The 17,399-nt window shown below is 70.7% G+C and carries 12 protein-coding genes; 5 read left to right on the top strand and 7 right to left on the bottom strand.

Annotated elements, in window-relative coordinates; genetic code table 11:
* Window positions 1-67 precede the first annotated feature (67 nt).
* The 6 genes from FGE12_RS08820 to FGE12_RS08850 all read right to left on the bottom strand — a co-directional run bounded on the left by FGE12_RS08820 (window position 68) and on the right by FGE12_RS08850 (window position 10,255).
* Window positions 68-2,017, bottom strand: a complete 1,950-nt coding sequence (locus FGE12_RS08820; protein WP_194797720.1) for a DEAD/DEAH box helicase — start codon at window positions 2,015-2,017, stop codon at window positions 68-70.
* 12 nt (window positions 2,018-2,029) lie between these two features.
* On the bottom strand, window positions 2,030-2,665 hold the full coding sequence (cglE, locus tag FGE12_RS08830; protein ID WP_153865983.1) for an adventurous gliding motility protein CglE: 636 nt from the start codon (window positions 2,663-2,665) through the stop codon (window positions 2,030-2,032).
* A gap of 131 nt (window positions 2,666-2,796) precedes the next feature.
* Window positions 2,797-4,734, bottom strand: a complete 1,938-nt coding sequence (gene gltG, locus FGE12_RS08835; RefSeq protein WP_153865984.1) for an adventurous gliding motility protein GltG — start codon at window positions 4,732-4,734, stop codon at window positions 2,797-2,799.
* 3 nt (window positions 4,735-4,737) lie between these two features.
* Entirely contained in the window at window positions 4,738-5,022 is a 285-nt protein-coding gene (gene cglF / locus FGE12_RS08840) for an adventurous gliding motility protein CglF (RefSeq protein ID WP_153865985.1), read from the bottom strand.
* 134 nt (window positions 5,023-5,156) lie between these two features.
* The gene (gltE, locus tag FGE12_RS08845; RefSeq protein ID WP_153865986.1) at window positions 5,157-6,617 is read right to left on the bottom strand and encodes an adventurous gliding motility TPR repeat lipoprotein GltE; all 1,461 of its coding nucleotides are present in this window, start codon (window positions 6,615-6,617) and stop codon (window positions 5,157-5,159) included.
* Window positions 6,617-10,255, bottom strand: a complete 3,639-nt coding sequence (locus FGE12_RS08850) for a tetratricopeptide repeat protein (RefSeq protein WP_153865987.1) — start codon at window positions 10,253-10,255, stop codon at window positions 6,617-6,619. Before FGE12_RS08850 ends, gltE begins: the two co-directional genes overlap by 1 nt.
* A 276-nt stretch (window positions 10,256-10,531) precedes the next feature.
* Here FGE12_RS08850 and FGE12_RS08855 point away from each other — a divergent pair, with 276 nt between their 5' ends.
* From FGE12_RS08855 to FGE12_RS30900, 5 genes are all read left to right on the top strand, one after another.
* Window positions 10,532-11,194, top strand: a complete 663-nt coding sequence (locus FGE12_RS08855; RefSeq protein WP_153865988.1) for a hypothetical protein — start codon at window positions 10,532-10,534, stop codon at window positions 11,192-11,194.
* A gap of 67 nt (window positions 11,195-11,261) precedes the next feature.
* Entirely contained in the window at window positions 11,262-12,197 is a 936-nt protein-coding gene (locus tag FGE12_RS08860; RefSeq protein ID WP_153865989.1) for an ATP-binding protein, read from the top strand.
* 186 nt (window positions 12,198-12,383) lie between these two features.
* Window positions 12,384-13,949 (top strand): nitrous oxide reductase family maturation protein NosD, encoded by a 1,566-nt coding sequence (locus tag FGE12_RS08865; RefSeq protein WP_153865990.1) that lies wholly within the window; start codon window positions 12,384-12,386, stop codon window positions 13,947-13,949.
* A 443-nt stretch (window positions 13,950-14,392) separates the two neighbouring features.
* Window positions 14,393-14,812, top strand: a complete 420-nt coding sequence (locus FGE12_RS30895; RefSeq protein WP_370458956.1) for a serine O-acetyltransferase — start codon at window positions 14,393-14,395, stop codon at window positions 14,810-14,812.
* Window positions 14,813-14,852: 40 nt separating this feature from the next.
* Window positions 14,853-16,655: a glycosyltransferase gene (locus FGE12_RS30900; protein WP_153865992.1), complete on the top strand. Its 1,803-nt coding sequence runs from the start codon at window positions 14,853-14,855 to the stop codon at window positions 16,653-16,655.
* An 18-nt stretch (window positions 16,656-16,673) separates the two neighbouring features.
* On the opposite strand, the gene FGE12_RS08880 is transcribed toward FGE12_RS30900, so the two are convergent.
* Window positions 16,674-17,399: a hypothetical protein gene (locus FGE12_RS08880; protein WP_153865993.1), complete on the bottom strand. Its 726-nt coding sequence runs from the start codon at window positions 17,397-17,399 to the stop codon at window positions 16,674-16,676.

Genomic DNA, 17,399 nt, shown 5'->3' on the forward strand with positions numbered 1-17,399 from the left:
GAGTCGTCGACTCTAGCGTCCGCGGGCGCTCCTGATCAATCGGGCATTCCCCGCCAAGCGGCGGTATTTACTGGCTTTCCTGCTCGTCTACCGTGGGAGCGGAAGGGGCCTGCTCGGCCGGCTGGGCAGGGGCCGTGGGAAGGGCGCTCGCCCGCTCCAGCCCCGCCGCGTCGTTGAGCTGGGTGTACAGCGCGATCGCCTTGTCACGCAGGGAGAGCGACTCGGCGAGCGCAGCGGCGCGCGCCGTGTTGCCCATGGCCTCGTGCAGCGCGAGCGCCTTGTCCTTGCGCCCGGACTGCTCCCAGATGTCCGCCGCCGCGGCCCTGTCCCCGAGCAGCTCCAGCCAGCGGGCGCGGCCCGCGGGCTTGTTCTCGGCCTCGGCCTTGGCCAGCTCGGAGCGCGCGAGCGTCTGCGCCTCCTCGTCCAGCTTCAGGCGCTGCAGGAAGTGGAAGGCCTTGGGCGGCGGGAGCGCGGAGAGCAGCTCCACCGCCTCGCGGCGCTGGCCCGCGCCGGCGAGCAGCGTGGCGGCGCCGAGGCGATCCCCCCGCTCCACCAGGCCCTTCACCTCGAGCCCGCGCACGCGGCCTGCGCCGGCCATGTCCTTGGCGCGCTCGAAGGCCTTGCGCGCGAGGCCGTACTTGCCCGCGCGCTCGTACGCGAGCGCCGCCTGGTCGTGCTGGCGGGCGCGCTCGTAGAGCTTCGCCACGTTCTCGAAGTCGCCCTTGCCCACGTAGTGCTCCATGAGGAGCTCGTAGGCGCCGGCCTTCTCCAGCGTGGCGGGCACCTGGTCGGCGGGCAGCGTGCCCACGAGCCGGCGCGAAGCCTCGGTGTCCTTGCCCGCGAGCGCGGCGCGCAGGGCGCTCTTCAGGTCTCCGCCCGCCTCGAAGAGGCGCACCGCCTCCGCGAAGCTGTTGTTGCGCTCGTGGATGCGGGCGGCATCGCGGGTGCGCCCCGCGGCCTCCAGCTGCTTCACCTGCTCCTCCCAGGGGCCGGTGAACTCCTCGAGCGGCGGGCGGCGCTCGCGCTCCGGGCGCTCGCCTCGGGCCGCGCGCTCGGGGCGCTCCGGACGATCGCCGCGAGGCGCACGCTCGGGACGCTCACCGCGCGCGCCCCGCTCGGGACGCTCGCCGCGAGGCCCGCGCTCCGGGCGCTCGCCGCGCGCGCTGCGCTCGGCGCCGCCGGATGCTGCGGCAGCAGGGGGCGCGTCGTCCTCGGGACGGGGCTGGCGCCCGGCCGCCGCGAACGCCGGCTCCGCGCGCTCGCGCTCGCCGGCGGCGCGCCAGGCCTGGCCCACCAGGAACATCACGTCCGTGTACGCGGTGTACTTCTCGCGCACGGGGTCCGCGGCCGGCGCCGCAGGAGCGGCCGGCGGCGTCTCGGAGCCCGCGGGCTCGGTCGGAGCCTCGCTCGCAGCCGCCGCATCACCGGAGGTCGCCTCGGCAGCCGCGCCCTCGGTGGGCGCAGCCTCCGCCGCAGGAGCCCCGGAAGCCGGAGCCTCGGAGGCCGCCGCCTCGCTCGCCGCCCCTTCGGCAGCCGGCGCCTCGGGCGCGGGCGGCTTGGGCTGGCGCTGCGTGCGCAGCAGCGAGGTGATGAGCTTGCCGCGGGTGCCGAGGTCCAGGTCCTCGAGCGACTTGAGGCGCAGCGGGCGCAGCGCGCGCACGATCGCCTCGAGCGGCGCCTTCTGGGCCGCGAAGTCGTTCTTGGAGAGCGCCTTCTCCAGCGTGCTCAGCTCCGCGACCACGCGGTAGCCGGGGCCGCTGCCGCCCTCGTCGCGGTCGCGGCGATCACCGCGCCCACGCCCGCGGCCGCCGTCGCGTCCGCCCGGACCGCCGAAGCCGCCGCCGCGCCCGCCACCACCGCCGGGACCGCCGCCGAAGCCACCGCCGCGCCCGCCACCGGGGCCGCCGAAGCCGCCGCCGGGACCCTCGCGCCGCTGACCGGGACCTGCGCCCGGCGCACCACCCTCGCGACCGCGTCCACCACCGCGCGGCCCGCCGCTACCGTTCTCCTGTGCCACGTGACTCTCCCGCTAAAACGCGTATCGAAGGTTCGGCGTCACCGCGAACCCATAAGTCCCGGCGCTGACGAGATAAGTGCCCGTCACCTCGAGACCCACCGAGAAATGCCGTAGGCGGGTGTAGTACTCCACTCCGGGACCGCCGAACACCAGAATGTCGGAGTCGGGGAGGAGCTGTTTCGGCGAAAACATGGCGTAGCCCGCGCCGGCGCGCAGGTAGATCCACGTGCGCACGACCTCCTGGCTGTCGGCGAAGCCGACGAGCCGCGCCCGCAGGGCTGCTCCGGGAGCGAGCGTGGTGAAGTCGCCGGAGACGCTGCCGCCCGAGTTGCCGGTGTACTCGGCGCCCGCGCGGCTGCTGGAGACGTGCAGGAAGGCCTCGATGGACAGGCGCGTGCCCAGGTCCACGCCCAGGGACACCTGGGTGTGCAGGCCCGAGGAGAAGGGGCGCGGGCCGGTCTCGGACGGAGGGTTCGAGAGGAAGAAGGGACCGGCGCCGAGGCCGAAGTACAGGCCGCGCTCGATCTCGTTGAAGGTCACCGCGGCGCGGTCCTGCGGGGCAGCGGCGGGCGCCTCTGCGCCCTGCGCGTTCGCGACGGTGGAGAGCAGCAGGAGGCCAGTGAGCAGCGACGGGACAAAGACGTTCATGCGGGCGCGAAGGTTAGCGCAGCCGATGCTCGGGATGCGCGGCCAAAAGCACACCCACACAGGCCCCAAAAACACGAAGGGCGGCCCCGCATGAGGCCGCCCTCCAAACTTACCGCGAGGCTGTGCGCCGACTACTCGCCCGAGGCCTTGAAGATGAACGGATAGGTCACGACGACCACGCCGCCCCCCTTGGGCTTGGGGAACACGAAGGTGCGCACGCGGCCCGCCACGCAGCTGTCCAGCTCGGCGTTGCCCGAGGTGGAGCCGCTGGGCTGCGAGGAGGCCACGGTGCCGCTCTCGGTGATGACGAACTTCACCGGCACCTTGCCGGCGAGCTTCGGGTAGCGGTTGAGCAGGCTCTCGTAGCAGAAGCGGATCTGCCCGATGTTGCGGCGGATCACCTGGCGGATGAGCTCCTTGTCCAGCGAGCCCATGACCACCGGGTCCGACGAGGCGATGCCGATGTCCGTGCTCTGCTTGCCGCCGAGCACGCCCACGCCGGTGCCGTAGGTGCCGGTGCCGCCGCCGCGGCCCTTGGTGCCGATGCCACCGATGCCGATGGTGTCACCGGTGCCGCCACCGCCCTTGCCCGTGCCGCGCAGGCCGAGGCCGCCGAAGCCGCCGGAGTCACCCGCCTTGGCGCCGAACATGTTGCCCATGGCGCTCTTGAGCTCACCGCCCAGGCCGTTCTTGCCGAAGATGGTGGAGACGCCGCCCTTGCCGCTGCCGAACACGCGCGCCGCGAGCGCACGCGCCTCGTCCTTCTTGGACGGGTCGCCCTTGGGCGCGGTGCGGTTGCCGGTCTTGGGCGCGTCCTTCTTGCCCATCTGGCCCTCGTCGCCGCGGGCCTTGGCCGCCATCTCGCCGCTCTTCTTCTGCTCCTTCTGCGTCTTGAGCTGCTCGAGGAACTTGTTCTTCTGGGTCTCGGGCGGCTTGATGATCAGCTTGGCGATGCGCGCCGAGTTGTCGTTGAGCTCGTCCGCGTACTGGTCGCCCTCGGCGTTGCGGTTCATCGCGCTCACCACGAAGAGCGCCGCGAGGAAGAACGTCACCAGGAAGATGTTCACCACGGTGAAGTCGAGCGACTCGCTGACGGGCACCGCCACGCGCTTGGGCTGCTGCTGGAAGAACAGCTCCAGCGTCACGCCGCCCAGGTCCGCCCAGAAGTGGTCGTCCGCCTCGAGCGAGAGCTGGTAGGCCTCGCCCTCGTGGGTGGCCTTGCCGCTCTCGATGACGGCCTTGAGGTCCAGCGTCTCACCGCGGCGGGTGAGCTCGCCCTTCATCTTGCCGGTGAAGCGCACGCTGAAGCCCGCCTGCGCGTCCGCGCGCACGAGCTCGAAGCGGGGCGCGCCCAGCTTGCCCTCGCCCATCACGAAGTCCACGCCGGCGGCGCTGCCCACCGTGAACGCGTGCTTCTGGTTGGGAGCGAGGAAGAAGTCGCCCACGCGCTGGTCGCCCCACGACAGGCGCACCGCGAGGCCCTGCGGCCCGGTGGCCTTGCGGGTCGCCGGGCGCACGCGGCGCACCGGAGCGGCCGCAGGGGCCACGGCGGCGGCCGGCGCCGCAGCGACCACCGCGTGCTTCTCGGTGGAGGCGAAGGAGGCGTCGATGGCGGCAGGCGCCATCACCGGCGCGCTCGCGGGAGCGGCGCTGGCGGCGTTCGCGAGGCCCGCGGCGAGCGCGTCCACCGGCGCGGCCACGGAGGCGACCGGGTCGGTCGCGCCCGCGTTGGTCGCGGCGGCAGCGGAGAGGTTCGCCGCGGCGAAGGCCGCCGGGTTCTCCACCACGATGGTGGTGGCGCCCAGGCGGATCTCGTCACCGAAGGAGAGCTGCCCCTTGTTGACGCGCTTGCCGTTGACGTAGGTGCCCTCCACGCTGCCCATGTCGATGATGGACAGGCTGCCGTCGCCCGCCACCTCGATCACGGAGTGGATGCGGCTGACCTTCTCGTCGTCCAGGCACAGGTGCGCGCTGGAGAGGCGGCCGATCTTGATGATGTCGCGCTCGTAGTCCTTGGTCGCGACGAGCGCGTCGCCCTTGAACACCTTGAGCGTCAGAGGAACGGCCATGGCCTAGAGCTCTCCCACCGACTGCATGACCTTGTCCTCGAAGTCCTCGCGGACGCGGATGAGGTTCGAGTGCTTCACCTTCTTGCGCGCCTCGATGTACTCGCCATCGGGCTTGGTCAGGTCGCCCTCGATGGTGTCGTCCTCGAAGTCGATGGTCGTCGTCTTCGAGTAGCGCACGTTGCCCTCACCGGGGTTCGTCGCCGCCGCCTTGTCGCCGCCCTTCGCATCCTGGGCGAGCGCAGCAGGGGCTGCCAGGAACAGCACGCACGTCAGCATTGCCTTCCGCATTCCACGTCCTCCACCACAACGTTCTCGCATCTTCGGCGCCCCTCCCGCCAGCCCCGCCCTACTCCGCGCCCATCCGACTGCCCTTCGGCCCACACCCACAGCGGCGGCGGGGGCCCCACCCGATCACACAGCCCTTAGAGGGCGTCCTCAGGCTCGTCCGGATCCGCGGCCTGCTTCTTCTTCGCAGGCTCGCTCGGCTTCACCGGCGCCACGGGTCCCACCGGCGTCTTCTGCGTCGCGGGCTGCACCTGCGCGGGAGCGGCGGTGCCCGAGGCGGGCGTCACCTTGCCGCCGGTGGCCGGCGCTGCGGCGGGAGCCGGAGCGGGGCCCGCAGGCTCGCCGGACTTCGCCTCGGCGGCCTTCATCTTGGCGTCCTGCGCCGCCTGGGCGGCCTCCATCTTCGCGGCCTCCTCCATCGCGCGCTTGGCCTCGGCCTTGGTCTGCACCGCCGCCTCCGCGTCCTTGAGCAGCGCGAACACGGGCGCCTCGGCGCTGAGCGCCACGTCCCCGCCGTTCATCGCGAGGTACTTCTTGTAGAGCTCGATCGCGCGCTCGGGCGCGTCCTTCGCGCGGTGCAGGACGATGGCGCGGTTGAGGTAGATGGCGGGCAGCTCGGGGTCGAGCTTCTCCGCCTCGTCGTACTCCTGCATCGCCTTGTCGTACTGGCCCTGGCCCTTGTAGGCCACGCCCAGGTCCAGGTGCGCGGCGGCGTTCTTGCCGTCCGCCTGCAGCACGCGGCGCAGGTGCTCCTCGGCGCCCGCGTAGTTCTCGCTTGCGAGCGCGAGCTGCGCGAGCTGCACGTGCGCCGGCAGGTAGTCGGCACGCGCCTCGAGCGAGCGCACGAACTGCAGGCGCGCGTCCTCGGGCTTGCCCTCGGCCTGGAAGATGAGGCCGCCGAGGTACGGCAGCTCGGGGTCGCTCTCGTCCAGCTTCACCGCGCGCAGCAGCTCCAGCTTCGCCATGGAGAACTGCTTGCGGTCCAGGTAGCTGCGGATCGCGACCTTGTAGGCCGCGATGGACTGCGGGTCGCGCATGCGGGCGGCGCGCGCGAACTCCATCGCCTTCGCGTGGTCGCCGGTCTGGCGGTAGATCTCCGCGAGCCGGGCGCGCGCGGAGGCATCGTCCGGGAAGCGCTGCAGGATGTCCTGGTAGAGCGCGACCGCGCCGCCCACGTCCCCGCTGTTCTGGGTGAGCACGGCGAGGTTCTCGGAGGCCTGGCGCAGGGAGGGCTTCTTCTTGAGCGCGTCGTTGTAGTGGGCGCGCGCCTCCTGCAGCTTGCCCTGGCGCTCGGCGATGACGCCCAGGTTGTAGTCCGCCTCGGCGAGGTTGCCGTCCGCCTCCTGCGCGAGCCGGAACTTGCGCTCGAGCGAGGCGTAGTCGAAGGCCTTCGCCTTCTTCTGCGCCTCGAAGCTCTTCACCGCGTCCTCGAAGAGCAGCTTCGCGCGGTTGGAGATCTCGGGCGCGGCCTCCGCCTGCGGGCGCGCCGCGGTGGCCCCGGGCGCGACCTTGCTGGTGGCCTTGGAGGCCGAGCAGCCGGTGGCGGCGAGCGCCGCGAGGGCGACGAGGCAGGAGCGGGTGATCAGGGTGCGCAGCATTAGAGGAAGTCCTCCGGCTCCTCGGAGTCGGCCTTCTTGGCCTTGTCCGAGGCAGTCTTTGCGTCAGGGGTCTGGGTGCGCTCCGCCGCGGGCGTGCTGGCCTGCTTGGCGCGCAGTTGCTTGGTCAGGGCCTCGAGGTCCTCGCGCAGGTCCTGGCTCTCCGCCGCCTTCTGCGGGGCCTGCACGGTCGCGGCCGGCACGGGCTGGATGTCGCTGAGCAGCCCGCCGCCCTCCACCGCCACCGCGTGCTTCACGTTGAGCAGCGGCAGCTTGTCCTCGGGGACCTCGGGGAACTGCTCGGGCGCGTAGGTGGTGCGCAAGAGCTGCAGGCTCTTGGCGAAGCAGTCGTTGTACACGTCCAGCTCGTGGCCCTTGGCCACCGCGCTCTTGAGCGCCTCGGTGGCCTGGTCCTTGAGCGGCTGCGCCTCGGTGGTGAACTGCTCCTTGAGCGCGTCGCGCATGGCCTCGTCGGTGCCCGGGGGCATGGGCGCGTTGATCACCTTGTCCGCGAAGTTGTCGTACGCGAGGCCGAGGCGGTGCAGGGCGCAGATGCCGGAGTCGGCGGCGCCCAGCTGCACGGTCTCCACGTAGAGCCGCTGCACCACGTCCAGCGCCTTCTTCTTCTCCTTGATGCTGGCCTTGAAGGCCTCGGGCGAGGCCGGGCGGCCCCAGGACAGGCGCAGGCGGGCGAACTGGGCGTAGTCCGGCTCGATGCGCAGCATGTGCGCGCGGGCCACGGCCGCGAGCGCCGGCTTGTCCAGCTCCTTGCGGATGCGGCGCGGCAGCTTCTCGAAGTAGTCGTAGACGCGGTTGTAGATGCGGTTCGCCTCGCGCGGGCGGCGCAGCTTCTGCTCGTAGATGGCCGCGATGCGGCCCTCCGCCTCGAGCACCTTGCTGGGCGAGCGCATGTACTCGCGCTCGTAGTCCTCGAGCTGCTTGAGCGCGCGGCCGTAGGCGCCGCTCTTCTCATAGAGGTCCGCGATGGAGAGGAACACGCTCTCCGCGTCCTTGCTCTTGGGCCACAGCTCGAGGAAGTGCTCGCGGTCCTTCAGCGCCGCCTTGTACTGGCCGAGCCCGTCACGGTAGGTGGCCGCGTTGAACAGGGCCACCTGCGCCTTGGGCTCCTCCCACACCTGCACGGGATCCTTCTTCTCGGGCTCGGCCGCGGCGGCCGCTTGGGCCTTCGCCTTCTTGCGGCTCGCCTGCGCGCGGGCGCGGGCGTGCGCGGCCTTGCTCGCGCCGCCGCCGCTCTTCATACCGCCCTTCGCGTCAATGCTGCGCTCGTAGCCGCGCACGTACAGCTCGTAGGCCTCGGCCGCCTCGCTGAAGTCGCCGATCGCCTCGAGCGCCTCCGCGTTCGCGTAGATGCAGGCGGGGATGAAGCTGGAGCGCGGGTAGCTCTGGATGATGCGCTGGCGGGTCTGGATGGAGCGGTCCACCATCTTCGCTTTGAAGAAGTCGACGGACGCGTTGTAGAGCGCCTTGTCGGCGATCTCGGACTTCGGGAACTCCGCCACGAAGGTCAGGTAGGCGTCGCCCGCGCGAGCGAACTCGCCCTTGGCCTCGAGCTGGTTCACCAGCTTGAAGCTGGACTGCTCGATGAGGCGCGCGAGCTGGTCACGGAAGGGGCCGCTGGCGAGCTTGTCGTTGTTGTAGAAGCGGCGCGCCCACTCGTTCACCTTCGCGTAGTCCTGCAGCAGGTTGTACGAGTCCAGGATGAGGTTGGCGGCGATCTCGGCGGCGCGCTCCCCGTTCTCGAACTTGTACTCGGGGTAGTTGAGCGCGATCTCGCTGAAGCGCAGCACCGCCTCGTCGAAGTGGTTGTAGCGGTAGTAGATGTTCGCGGCCTTGAACTCGATCTCCACCCGCTTGTCGCCCTTGGGCACGTAGCGGATGTAGCGCTCGCAGGCATCCAGCAGCGCCTGCTTCGGCCCGGGGATGGCCACCTTCTTCTGGATGTCCGAGCCGGTCTCGGTCTTGAGCTGGCCGCTCTCCTCGAGCTTCTTCACCACCTCGTCGTAGGCGAGCACCGCGTTGTAGGCGGCGTTGGTCAGCCACTTGCCGGCCTTCTGCGGCGCGGGCTTGCCCTTCGGGTCCTTCGCCTCGAGCTTCTTCGCGTCCTGCAGCACGACGAGCGTGTAGTTCTCCGCGGCCTTCTCGAACTGCTGCAGGTTGTCGTTGAGCAGCTCGGCCCAGAAGAAGCGCAGGTCGTAGGCCTTGGGGTTCTCCGGGAACAGCGTGAGGTAGTCCCCGTAGATCATGTCCGCGTACTTGAAGGTCTCCTCGTCGCGGGTCTTCTTGCCCTCGTTGTGCCAGGTGACGGCGAGGTTGGAGAGCGTGCGCTCGGAGAGCTCGCGCGCGTCCGCCAGCGCCTGCTTGTCCTTGTCGCTCTTGATGACGCCGGAGCTCTCGACGTCGTTCATGATCTTCACGAGCCGGCGCACCTGGCCCACGGTGCGCTCCTTGTTGCCCATGCGCAGCACGCAGTCGACGATCTTGCCCTGGAAGCCGGGGGCCTCGGGGGACAGCGGCTTCTCCTTGATCAGCGTGTTGAAGGTGAGCGCCGCCTCGCGGTCCTTGCCGTCCTCGTAGTACAGGTTCGCCAGCTGCTTGAGCATGGTGAACCGGTCCTCGGGCGTGCTCGCCACCTTGCCGAACTCGTCGCGCGCGGCCTTCGCGTCACCCTCGCGTGCGTAGCTGCGCACGAAGTCGCCGCGCGCCTCGCGCACCAGCGTGCCCTTGCCGCTCTTGCCGCCGTCCTTCTCCACGGCCTGCGCGCCGGCGAGCTCGCCGTAGAGCACCACCGTCTTGAACTTGTCCTTGGCGTTCGCGTAGTCGGCCAGGTTGAAGTAGCACCAGCCCTGCTTGTAGAGCGCGAAGGCGTAGACCTGGTTCTCCGGGTACTCGGCCGCCTTCTTGTAGCTGGCGAGCGCCTTCTCCAGCTCCTCGCGCTTCCCCTTCGAGTTGTTGAAGTAGTACTCGCCGAAGGCCAGGTGCGCGTCCGGCACGTACTTGCTCTTGGGGAACTTCTCGATGAGCCGCTTGTAGGCGACGAGCGCCTTGCGATCCTCACCGTTCTCCATGAGGTACTGGCCGAGGAAGAAGAGCACCTCGTCCGTGCGCTCGAACTTCGGGTACTCCTGCACGATCTTCGTGTACTGCTCGACCGCGAGCTTGCCGTAGCTCTTGCTCTGCGCGAGCAGCTCCGCCTTGTCCGCCTTCGCGCGGCTCTGGCCCGCGGCGTCGTTGCGGTTCATCGCGGCGATGAGGTCGTCGTCCTTGCGGTTCGCCTCGATGAAGAAGAACTTGGCCTCCTCCCAGTAGAGCTCGCCCAGGCGGAAGTGCAGGCTGGGGGCCTCCTTCTGGTCCGCGGAGAGCGAGATGATCTTCTTCAGGCTCTCGATCTGCTCGCGGCGCTTGCTCGCGACCTGCAGCTCCACGCCGAGGCGGAACTGGTCGTACTGCAGCGGGACGGCCTTGTCCGCCGCCGCCTTGGTGCGGCTGATGTCACCGGCGAGCGACTTGTCGACGGACGTCGCCGCCTTCTTGCCGAGGTCGGCATCGCGCGGGGCCTTCTTGTCCTGCGCCACGGACACCGTGGCGAGGAGCACGAGGCTGAGGAAGAGCGAACGGCGCATGGTCATCCTATCGCTTGAGCCGAGGGCCGCTCGCCCACTTCCCTACATGGCAAGTGGCCGGGACTGCTCGGGAATTTCAGGAGAAAAGCCGGCGCATGATGCGTAATGGCCAGGAGGCGGTCAACTAACCGAGGGTGCCAGCTTGCTCGGCGAGGAAGGCATCACCAACTCTTTTCAGGGGTGCTGTGGAATGTCCGTCCGGGCTGGTAGAGAACGGCCGTCGCTCGTCTCCTTGCCTGCTCAGCTCCGGCCCTACATCCACCGCCCGTTCCCCTCATGAGCCTCCTTCCCGAAGGCGCCAGCTTCGAAGAGCTGGTGCAGGACTACTTCCTCGCCGTGCGTGGTGCGGGGCTGATGCTCAGCGCGCTCGACGCGCAGCTCCTGGTCAGCTGGGCCGAGGCGAAGGTGCCCTTCGAGGTGGTCGCGCGCGGCATCGCGCGCTCGGCGGAGAAGGCCCAGTTCGACGCGCGCCCCGGAGAGCCGCTGCTGCGCTCGCTTCGCGCGTGCCGGCGGCAGGTGGACGCGGAGATCCGCCGCTACCTGCAGCGCGCGGCCGGAGGCACGGGGACCGAGGAGCCCGAGAGCGGCGCGGGCAAGCGCAAGGCGAAGACGTGGGAGGAGACGCGGCACCTGCGGCTGCGCGCCACGCTCGCGCAGCTCGCGGTGGAGGCCCCGGCGCTCACCGAGCGCGTGGCGCTCTTGCTCGAGCGGGTGCTGGTGCAGGTGCCCGAGGAGCCCTCGCAGGCGGACCGGCAGGAGGCGCTCGCCTTCGCGCTGCTGCTGCGCGCGATGCCCTGGAGAAACCGCCGCGCGCTGTGGCGCGAGGCGCAGGGAGACCCCACGAGCCAGGCGGGCCTGAGCGCGCGCTCGCGCCGGCTCTCGCGCCGCTTCCGGCTGATCGCGCTGGTGCGCCGCCGCCTGGGGCTGACCGAGCTCTGACAGTCCCCTCCTCCTCCGGGAGGGGCGGGTGCGCCCGCGGGGAGCCTCTGCTATGGAGTCCGTGCACATGCAGAACACGCGAAGCACAGAGGGCTGCGCCCGGTGCGCAGGCAGGAAGTACGTCATCGAGCGGCGGGACATGCGGGCGCTGGCGCGCGCCTGCGAGTGCTCGGAGCGCTGCGACGCGTGCAACGGCACCGGCAGCGTGTACGCGGTGCGCGAGGAGACCTTCAGCTCGAAGGTGGGCCCGAAGAAGTACGAGGTGCTGGTGCCCTGCAGCTGCGCGCTCCTGCGCCGGCGCATCGCGCGCTTCAACCAGGTGGAGCTTCCCGGCGTCCTCGCGCACGCGGCCTTCGAGAACTACCGCGCCTCGAGCGCGCCCGCGGAGCTGGCCAAGCACGTGGCGATGGACTTCGCGCACCACTACAAGCGCGACGGCGACAACAAGGGCTTCATCCTCAGCGGCCCGGTGGGCACGGGCAAGACGCACCTGCTCGCCGCGACGCTCGCGCACCTCGTGCTCGAGGGCGGCGCCGAGGCGCAGTACGTGGAGATCTCGTTCCTCTACGCGACCATCCGCAAGGGCTTCAAGGACGGCAAGAGCGGCGGCGAGATCATCGGCCCCCTCTCCGAGGTCGAGGTGCTCGCCATCGACGAGCTGGGCAAGGGGCGCGGCAGCCAGTTCGAGCTGGACACGCTCGATGAGCTCATCTCGCGCCGCTACAACGCGAAGCGCACCACCCTCTTCGCGACCAACTACGCGCTCGCGCCGGAGAAGCGCAGCGTGCGCACGGCCGCGGGCTATCAGTCCAGTGAAGGGCTCAAGCAGGCGGCCGCCGAGCCCGAGCTCCTGCTGCGCGATCGGGTGGGCGAGCGCATCTACAGCCGCCTGTGCGAGATGTGCACCTTCGTGGAGCTGCCGAAGGAGACGCCGGATCAGCGCCGCACGAAGCAGGAGCTGGATCCGCGCCTCAAGGCGCTCAGCGCGCTGACGAAGCGCTAGCCGTCCGCTCCGGTCCCCGAGGCCCTGGCTTCACCCCCGCTGTGGGTGAATCCGGGGCCTTGCTGCGTTCGGAGGCCTACATCGTACTCGCCGCCCTGCCCTGCAGGCCGGCAGGGGAGCGCGGGCGAATGAGGCACGTGCGGGACGCGTTCAGGCGGGCGCTCAAACACGAAAGGGTGTCCACGCATGACGAAGTTGCACAGCCTCCTGCTCACGTGCTCGCTCGCTCTGGGAGTAGCCGCCTGTGATCAGCAGGGCACCGGCACCGTGACCGAGGACCCCACGGGCCTGTCGCCCTCCCCTTCGCAGCCCGGCACCGTGACGCCCGGCACCGGCGCGGGCGTCCAGCCCACGACGCCCGGTCAGGAGCCCAGCTACACGCGCGAGTGGTACGTGAGCCCCTCGGGCAACGACGCCTCCGCGGGCAGCAAGGCCGCGCCCTTCCGCACCATCGGCAAGGCGATCACCGTGGCGGGTCCCGGTGAGGTCGTGCGCGTGCAGTCCGGCACCTACGCGGAGCGCCTGCGCATCGGCACGAACGCGAAGGCCGGCACCGCGAGCGCGAAGATCACCCTCAAGGGCGAGGGCAGCCCCACGATCGTCCCCGTCTCCGGCGGCTGGTACATGCTGCAGGTGCAGCGGCCCCATTGGGTCATCGACGGCTTCGAGTTCGACGTGAAGGGCCAGGCGCAGGCCGCCGTCACATTCTCCGGCACCACGCAGGGCTCGGTGCTGCGCAACAGCGAGCTGCACCACGGTGCCTTCGGCAGCGGCGTGAACACCGCTGACGACGCGGTGGGCGTGACCATCGAGAACAACCACATCCACGACTTCTCGCGCGGCTCGGACGACAGCCACGGCATCGTCATCACGCCCACGAGCAAGGACATCACCGTCCGCAACAACGACATCCACCGCAACTCGGGTGACTCGGTGCAGTGCCTCGGGCCCGAGGGCTTCAGCACCCTGCCCCCGGCCGAGAACGTGCTCATCGAGGGCAACCACCTCTACTCGAACGACGAGAACGCCGTGGACATCAAGTCCTGCTTCGGCGTGACGGTGCGCCGCAACCGCATGCACGGCTTCCGGACGTCGGCCTCGGCGCGCGGTGAGGCGATCGTCGTGCACCTGAGCGCGCGCGACGTGGTCATCGAGGACAACGACATCTCGGACGCCGCGCTCGGCATCGCGGTGGGCGGCAACAAGGGCAACTACGGCCAGGTGAGCAACGTCTCCATCCGCCGCAACCGCATCCGCGACACCGTCATCCCCGAGGGCACCGGCATCCGCATCGAGGGCAGCCAGAACGTGCGCGTGCTCAACAACACCATCACCAACACCGAGGGCTTCGCCTTCAGCGTGGGCCACGGCACCAACGGCGCGTCCAACGACACGGTGGTGAAGAACAACATCTTCGCCTCCCGCGCCGCGGTGAACCTGGGCAGCCTCACCCCGGGCCTCGCCATGGACTACAACCTGTACCTCAACGGCGCGAGCTTCACCGAGGGCTCCATGTTCGCCCCGTCCTCCTCGTGGACCGGCGACCCGCTGAGCGCCTGGCGCGCCACCGGCAACGACGCGCACTCGGTGCAGACGGCAAACGCGCTCGCGAGCGGCTCCGCGCTCATGCCCGGCAGCGACGCGGTGGACCGCGGCGTGGACCTGGGCCTGCCCTACTGCGGCAAGGCGCCGGACCTCGGCGCGGTGGAGTCCGGCTGCACCGCGGGCGCCTCCGCCAGCGTCACGGAGTAGTCAGTTGCCTGGACGCCGGTGCGCCCTCGCACCGGCGTACAAGGCGGCGCATTCGCCCGTCCTTCCAGGGTCTTGCCCACGGTGTGCACGCGCCGGGCAGATCCTGGGAGCCCCGCTTCTCCCGCCAGGCCTTGCCGCTCCCCAGGCGCGTCCCTACGTTGCCCCGCCTCGCAAGGAGGCGCTGCCAGGGAGGGAGTGACATGGACGTGTTGGGGCTGCAGCGGGTGGGGCGCAAGGCGAAGCAGCTGGGTATCCCGGTGGTGCCCAGCCTCGTGCGGCAGATGATGCGGCTGCTGTACCAGGCCTACCTGCCCTACACGACCGAGGTCGGCGAGGGCACCAAGTTCGGCTACAACGGCGTGGGCAACTTCATCCACCCGCAGGCGAGGATCGGCCGCCACTGCCTCTTCTCCATGTTCGTCATCGTGGGCGGCCGCGAGGGGATGCAGGGCGGCGCCACCATCGGTGACTACGTGCGCATCGGCGCGGGCGCGAAGATCCTGGGGCCCGTGAAGATCGGCGACTTCGCGGTCATCGGCGCGAACGCGGTGGTGACCAAGGACGTGCCGGCCGGCGCCATCGTGGGCGGCGTGCCCGCGAAGGTCATCCGCCTCATGAACGACCCGGCCACCGAGTACGAGCAGGCCACCGGCCGCGCCGTGCCGCCCGAGGACCGCGCCAACGCGCCGCAGCCCCTCTCTTCCGCGCCGCAGCTGCTCAAGGCCGCCGCGCTCGAGCTGAAGCCCGAGCTGAGCGCCCACGGCAACGCCGTGGCGCAGGGTGCGCCCGAGCTGTTCCCGCAGTTCGAGGTTCCCGCGGCCGGCGCGCGCAAGCCCGGCGACGAGGACGAGATCTACGCCTGACGTTGGAGCGCGCCCTCCGCGCGCCCGGAAGGAGCCCGTGATGAGCGCCGAGAACCCCGCGGTGCAGCCCGAGGCTCCAGGTGTGCTCGATGCCCTGCGCCTGCAGCGGCTCGCGCAGCGCCTGCAGCAGCGGGGAGTGCCGATGCTGCCCTCGCTCACCCAGAGCGCCGCATCCCTGCTCACGCGCTCGCACCTGCCGCTGGGTGCGCGCATCGGCGAGGGCACCGTGCTCGAGGAGGGAGGCCGCGGCGTGTTCCTGCACCCGCGCGCCGAGGTCGGCGCGCACTGCCGCATCGGGCAGGACGTGATGATCGGCGAGTGGCGCGACGCCGAGGCCCCGCGCGTGGGAGACCACGTGCAGATCGGCGCCGGCGCGAAGCTCGTGGGCGCCATCCGGATCGGCGAGGGCGCGGTCATCGGCCCCAACGCCGTGGTGGACCGCGACGTTGCGCCCTTCGCACGCCTGGATGCGGGGTCCAACCCTGAACTCTTCACCGGCATGGAGCCCGATGTAGGCGTTGCCGGTCTGCAGCACGCGACGGAGATCCTGGAAATGCCTTCTCGAAACACCGTGCGCCCCGATGCGCCCTCCGCCCCCATCCGACTCGCCCAGTTCACCCGCGCCTTCTACCTCGGTGGCACCGAGGTGCAGATCGTGGAGCTGCTGCGCGGGCTCGGCGCCCGCTACCAGGTGAGCGTGGGCGTGCTGGACCTCAAGGGGCCCCTGCTCGCCGAGGTGGAGCGCCTCGGCCACGTGCCGCGCGCCTTCCCGCTCACCGGCGGCTTCGCGCGCCCCAACACCGCCCTGCAGATCGCCCGGCTCGCGGCGTGGCTGCGCAAGGAGAAGATCGAGCTGGTGCACGTGCACGACTACACCGCGACGCTCGTCGCCGTGCCCGCCGCGAAGCTCGCCGGGTGCAAGGTGATCGTCGGCCGGCTGGACCTCGCGCACTGGCACAACCCGGCCCAGCGCCTGCTGCTCACGCAGCTCAGCCGCATGGCGGACCACGTCATCGGCAACGCCGAGCTCATCCGCACCATGCTCGTGGAGGGCGAGGGCATCCCCGCGCACCGCGTGAGCGTGGTGCACAACGGTCTGGACCTGCCGCGCTTCGATGCGCGCCGCCGCGAGGGGCTCAAGGCGCCGCTGCCGGACACCCGGGGCGCGCCCGTGGTCATCCACGTGGCGAACATGAACCACCCGGTGAAGCGGCAGGAGGACCTGCTCGCCGCGGTGGCCCAGGTGAACCGCTTCGGCCAGCCGCTGCACGCGTACCTCGTGGGCGATGGGCCGCGGCGCGGTGAGCTCGAGCTGCTCGCGCGCACGCTGGGGGTCGCGGACAAGGTGCACTTCCTCGGGCACCGCACGGACGTGCCGGCCATCTACGAGCGAGGGACGTTTGGCGTCCTCTGCTCCACGCACGAGGGGCTGAGCAACGCCATCATGGAGGGCATGGCCTCGGCGCTGCCGATGGTCGTCACCCACGCGGGCGGCAATCCCGAGCTCGTGAAGCACGAGGAGCGCGGCCTGGTGGTGCCCGTGGAGGCGCCGGTGAGCCTCGCCAATGCCTTCAGCCGGCTGCTCAAGGAGCCCGCGTGGGCGCGGCAGATGGGCGTCGCGGGCCGCGCGTTCGTGGAGCGCGAGCTGACGCTGCAGCGGATGGTCGCCGCGCACGACGCCGTGTACCGGCACGTGGCACGCGGCGAGACGCTCGTCATGCCGCGCGAGAGCGCGCCGCCGGTGCGGCTGTCCGTGCCGGGCAAGGAGCAGGCTGCCGCGCCGTCAGTGCCGCTCGAGGCGCAGCGCGCGAGTGCGCCGGAGCAGGCTGCGTCTGCCGGCTGAGGCGCGGCTGGAGGGGCATCAGAGGTTCTCGATCGGCCAGAAGGGCCCCTCTGGGTCACTCAGCAGCGTGACAGTTGCGCCTAGCACCTCACGTGCGGCCGGGGGCAGACCCACGCCCGAGTGTTCCTCGACCACTCGTCGTAGCCGCCCTCGGTCCTCGGAAGTACCGGAGCGCACGTACTCTCGAACTGACTCGACGAGCGCCGGCTCGCGCTCCTCCGCCTTCGCCCGAGCCACTGCTACGAGCACTCCCTGCCGTGCGCATGCCCTGGCCAGACGGTGAGTCTCGACGCGCTCGTGCTCGGCGAGCAATCGCGCTGCGACCGCGGGCTCCGGCGCGCAGAGGCCGGTCAGGAGGTACGCCATGGACCTCACGTCTGCCTCGTGGTCGGACATTAGGCTGACGTAGGCGTGCTGACCCGTCGCAAGGACGCTCGCGACGTGCGCCTCGTGCTCGACGGCTGCGCGGATGTTCGGCGCATCTTTTCCCCGTGCTGTCTTGGCCCAGAGGCCGATACATCGCGCAATCTCAACGAGTACCCAGAGAGAGCAGATCCGGAATTCACGTCGATTGCCGAGGTCGCTGATGATCGACGCCGCGGCCGGCGCGGCCGCCTCCGCCACTGCGACGCCACCGTCGACGACCTCATCGATCAACTCGGCCGTGGCCTGCAGAGCCTCTCGTTCCGTACCTGCCGCGCGCAGTCGGTCGAGTGCCTCGCTCCAGACCACTGTCATTCCCAT

Source organism: Aggregicoccus sp. 17bor-14 (assembly GCF_009659535.1).
Taxonomy (GTDB): domain Bacteria; phylum Myxococcota; class Myxococcia; order Myxococcales; family Myxococcaceae; genus Aggregicoccus.

Excerpts from the sequence above, each read along its gene's own strand:
- cglE (WP_153865983.1), bottom strand. The coding sequence starts at position 2,665 with ATGAACGTCTTTGTCCCGTCGCTGCTCACTGGCCTCCTGCTGCTCTCC.
- gltG (WP_153865984.1), bottom strand. The coding sequence starts at position 4,734 with ATGGCCGTTCCTCTGACGCTCAAGGTGTTCAAGGGCGACGCGCTCGTC.
- cglF (WP_153865985.1), bottom strand. The coding sequence starts at position 5,022 with ATGCGGAAGGCAATGCTGACGTGCGTGCTGTTCCTGGCAGCCCCTGCT.
- gltE (WP_153865986.1), bottom strand. The coding sequence starts at position 6,617 with ATGCTGCGCACCCTGATCACCCGCTCCTGCCTCGTCGCCCTCGCGGCG.
- FGE12_RS08850 (WP_153865987.1), bottom strand. The coding sequence starts at position 10,255 with ATGCGCCGTTCGCTCTTCCTCAGCCTCGTGCTCCTCGCCACGGTGTCC.
- FGE12_RS08855 (WP_153865988.1), top strand. The coding sequence starts at position 10,532 with ATGAGCCTCCTTCCCGAAGGCGCCAGCTTCGAAGAGCTGGTGCAGGAC.
- FGE12_RS08860 (WP_153865989.1), top strand. The coding sequence starts at position 11,262 with ATGCAGAACACGCGAAGCACAGAGGGCTGCGCCCGGTGCGCAGGCAGG.
- FGE12_RS08865 (WP_153865990.1), top strand. The coding sequence starts at position 12,384 with ATGACGAAGTTGCACAGCCTCCTGCTCACGTGCTCGCTCGCTCTGGGA.
- FGE12_RS30895 (WP_370458956.1), top strand. The coding sequence starts at position 14,393 with ATGCAGGGCGGCGCCACCATCGGTGACTACGTGCGCATCGGCGCGGGC.
- FGE12_RS30900 (WP_153865992.1), top strand. The coding sequence starts at position 14,853 with ATGAGCGCCGAGAACCCCGCGGTGCAGCCCGAGGCTCCAGGTGTGCTC.
- FGE12_RS08880 (WP_153865993.1), bottom strand. The coding sequence starts at position 17,399 with ATGGGAATGACAGTGGTCTGGAGCGAGGCACTCGACCGACTGCGCGCG.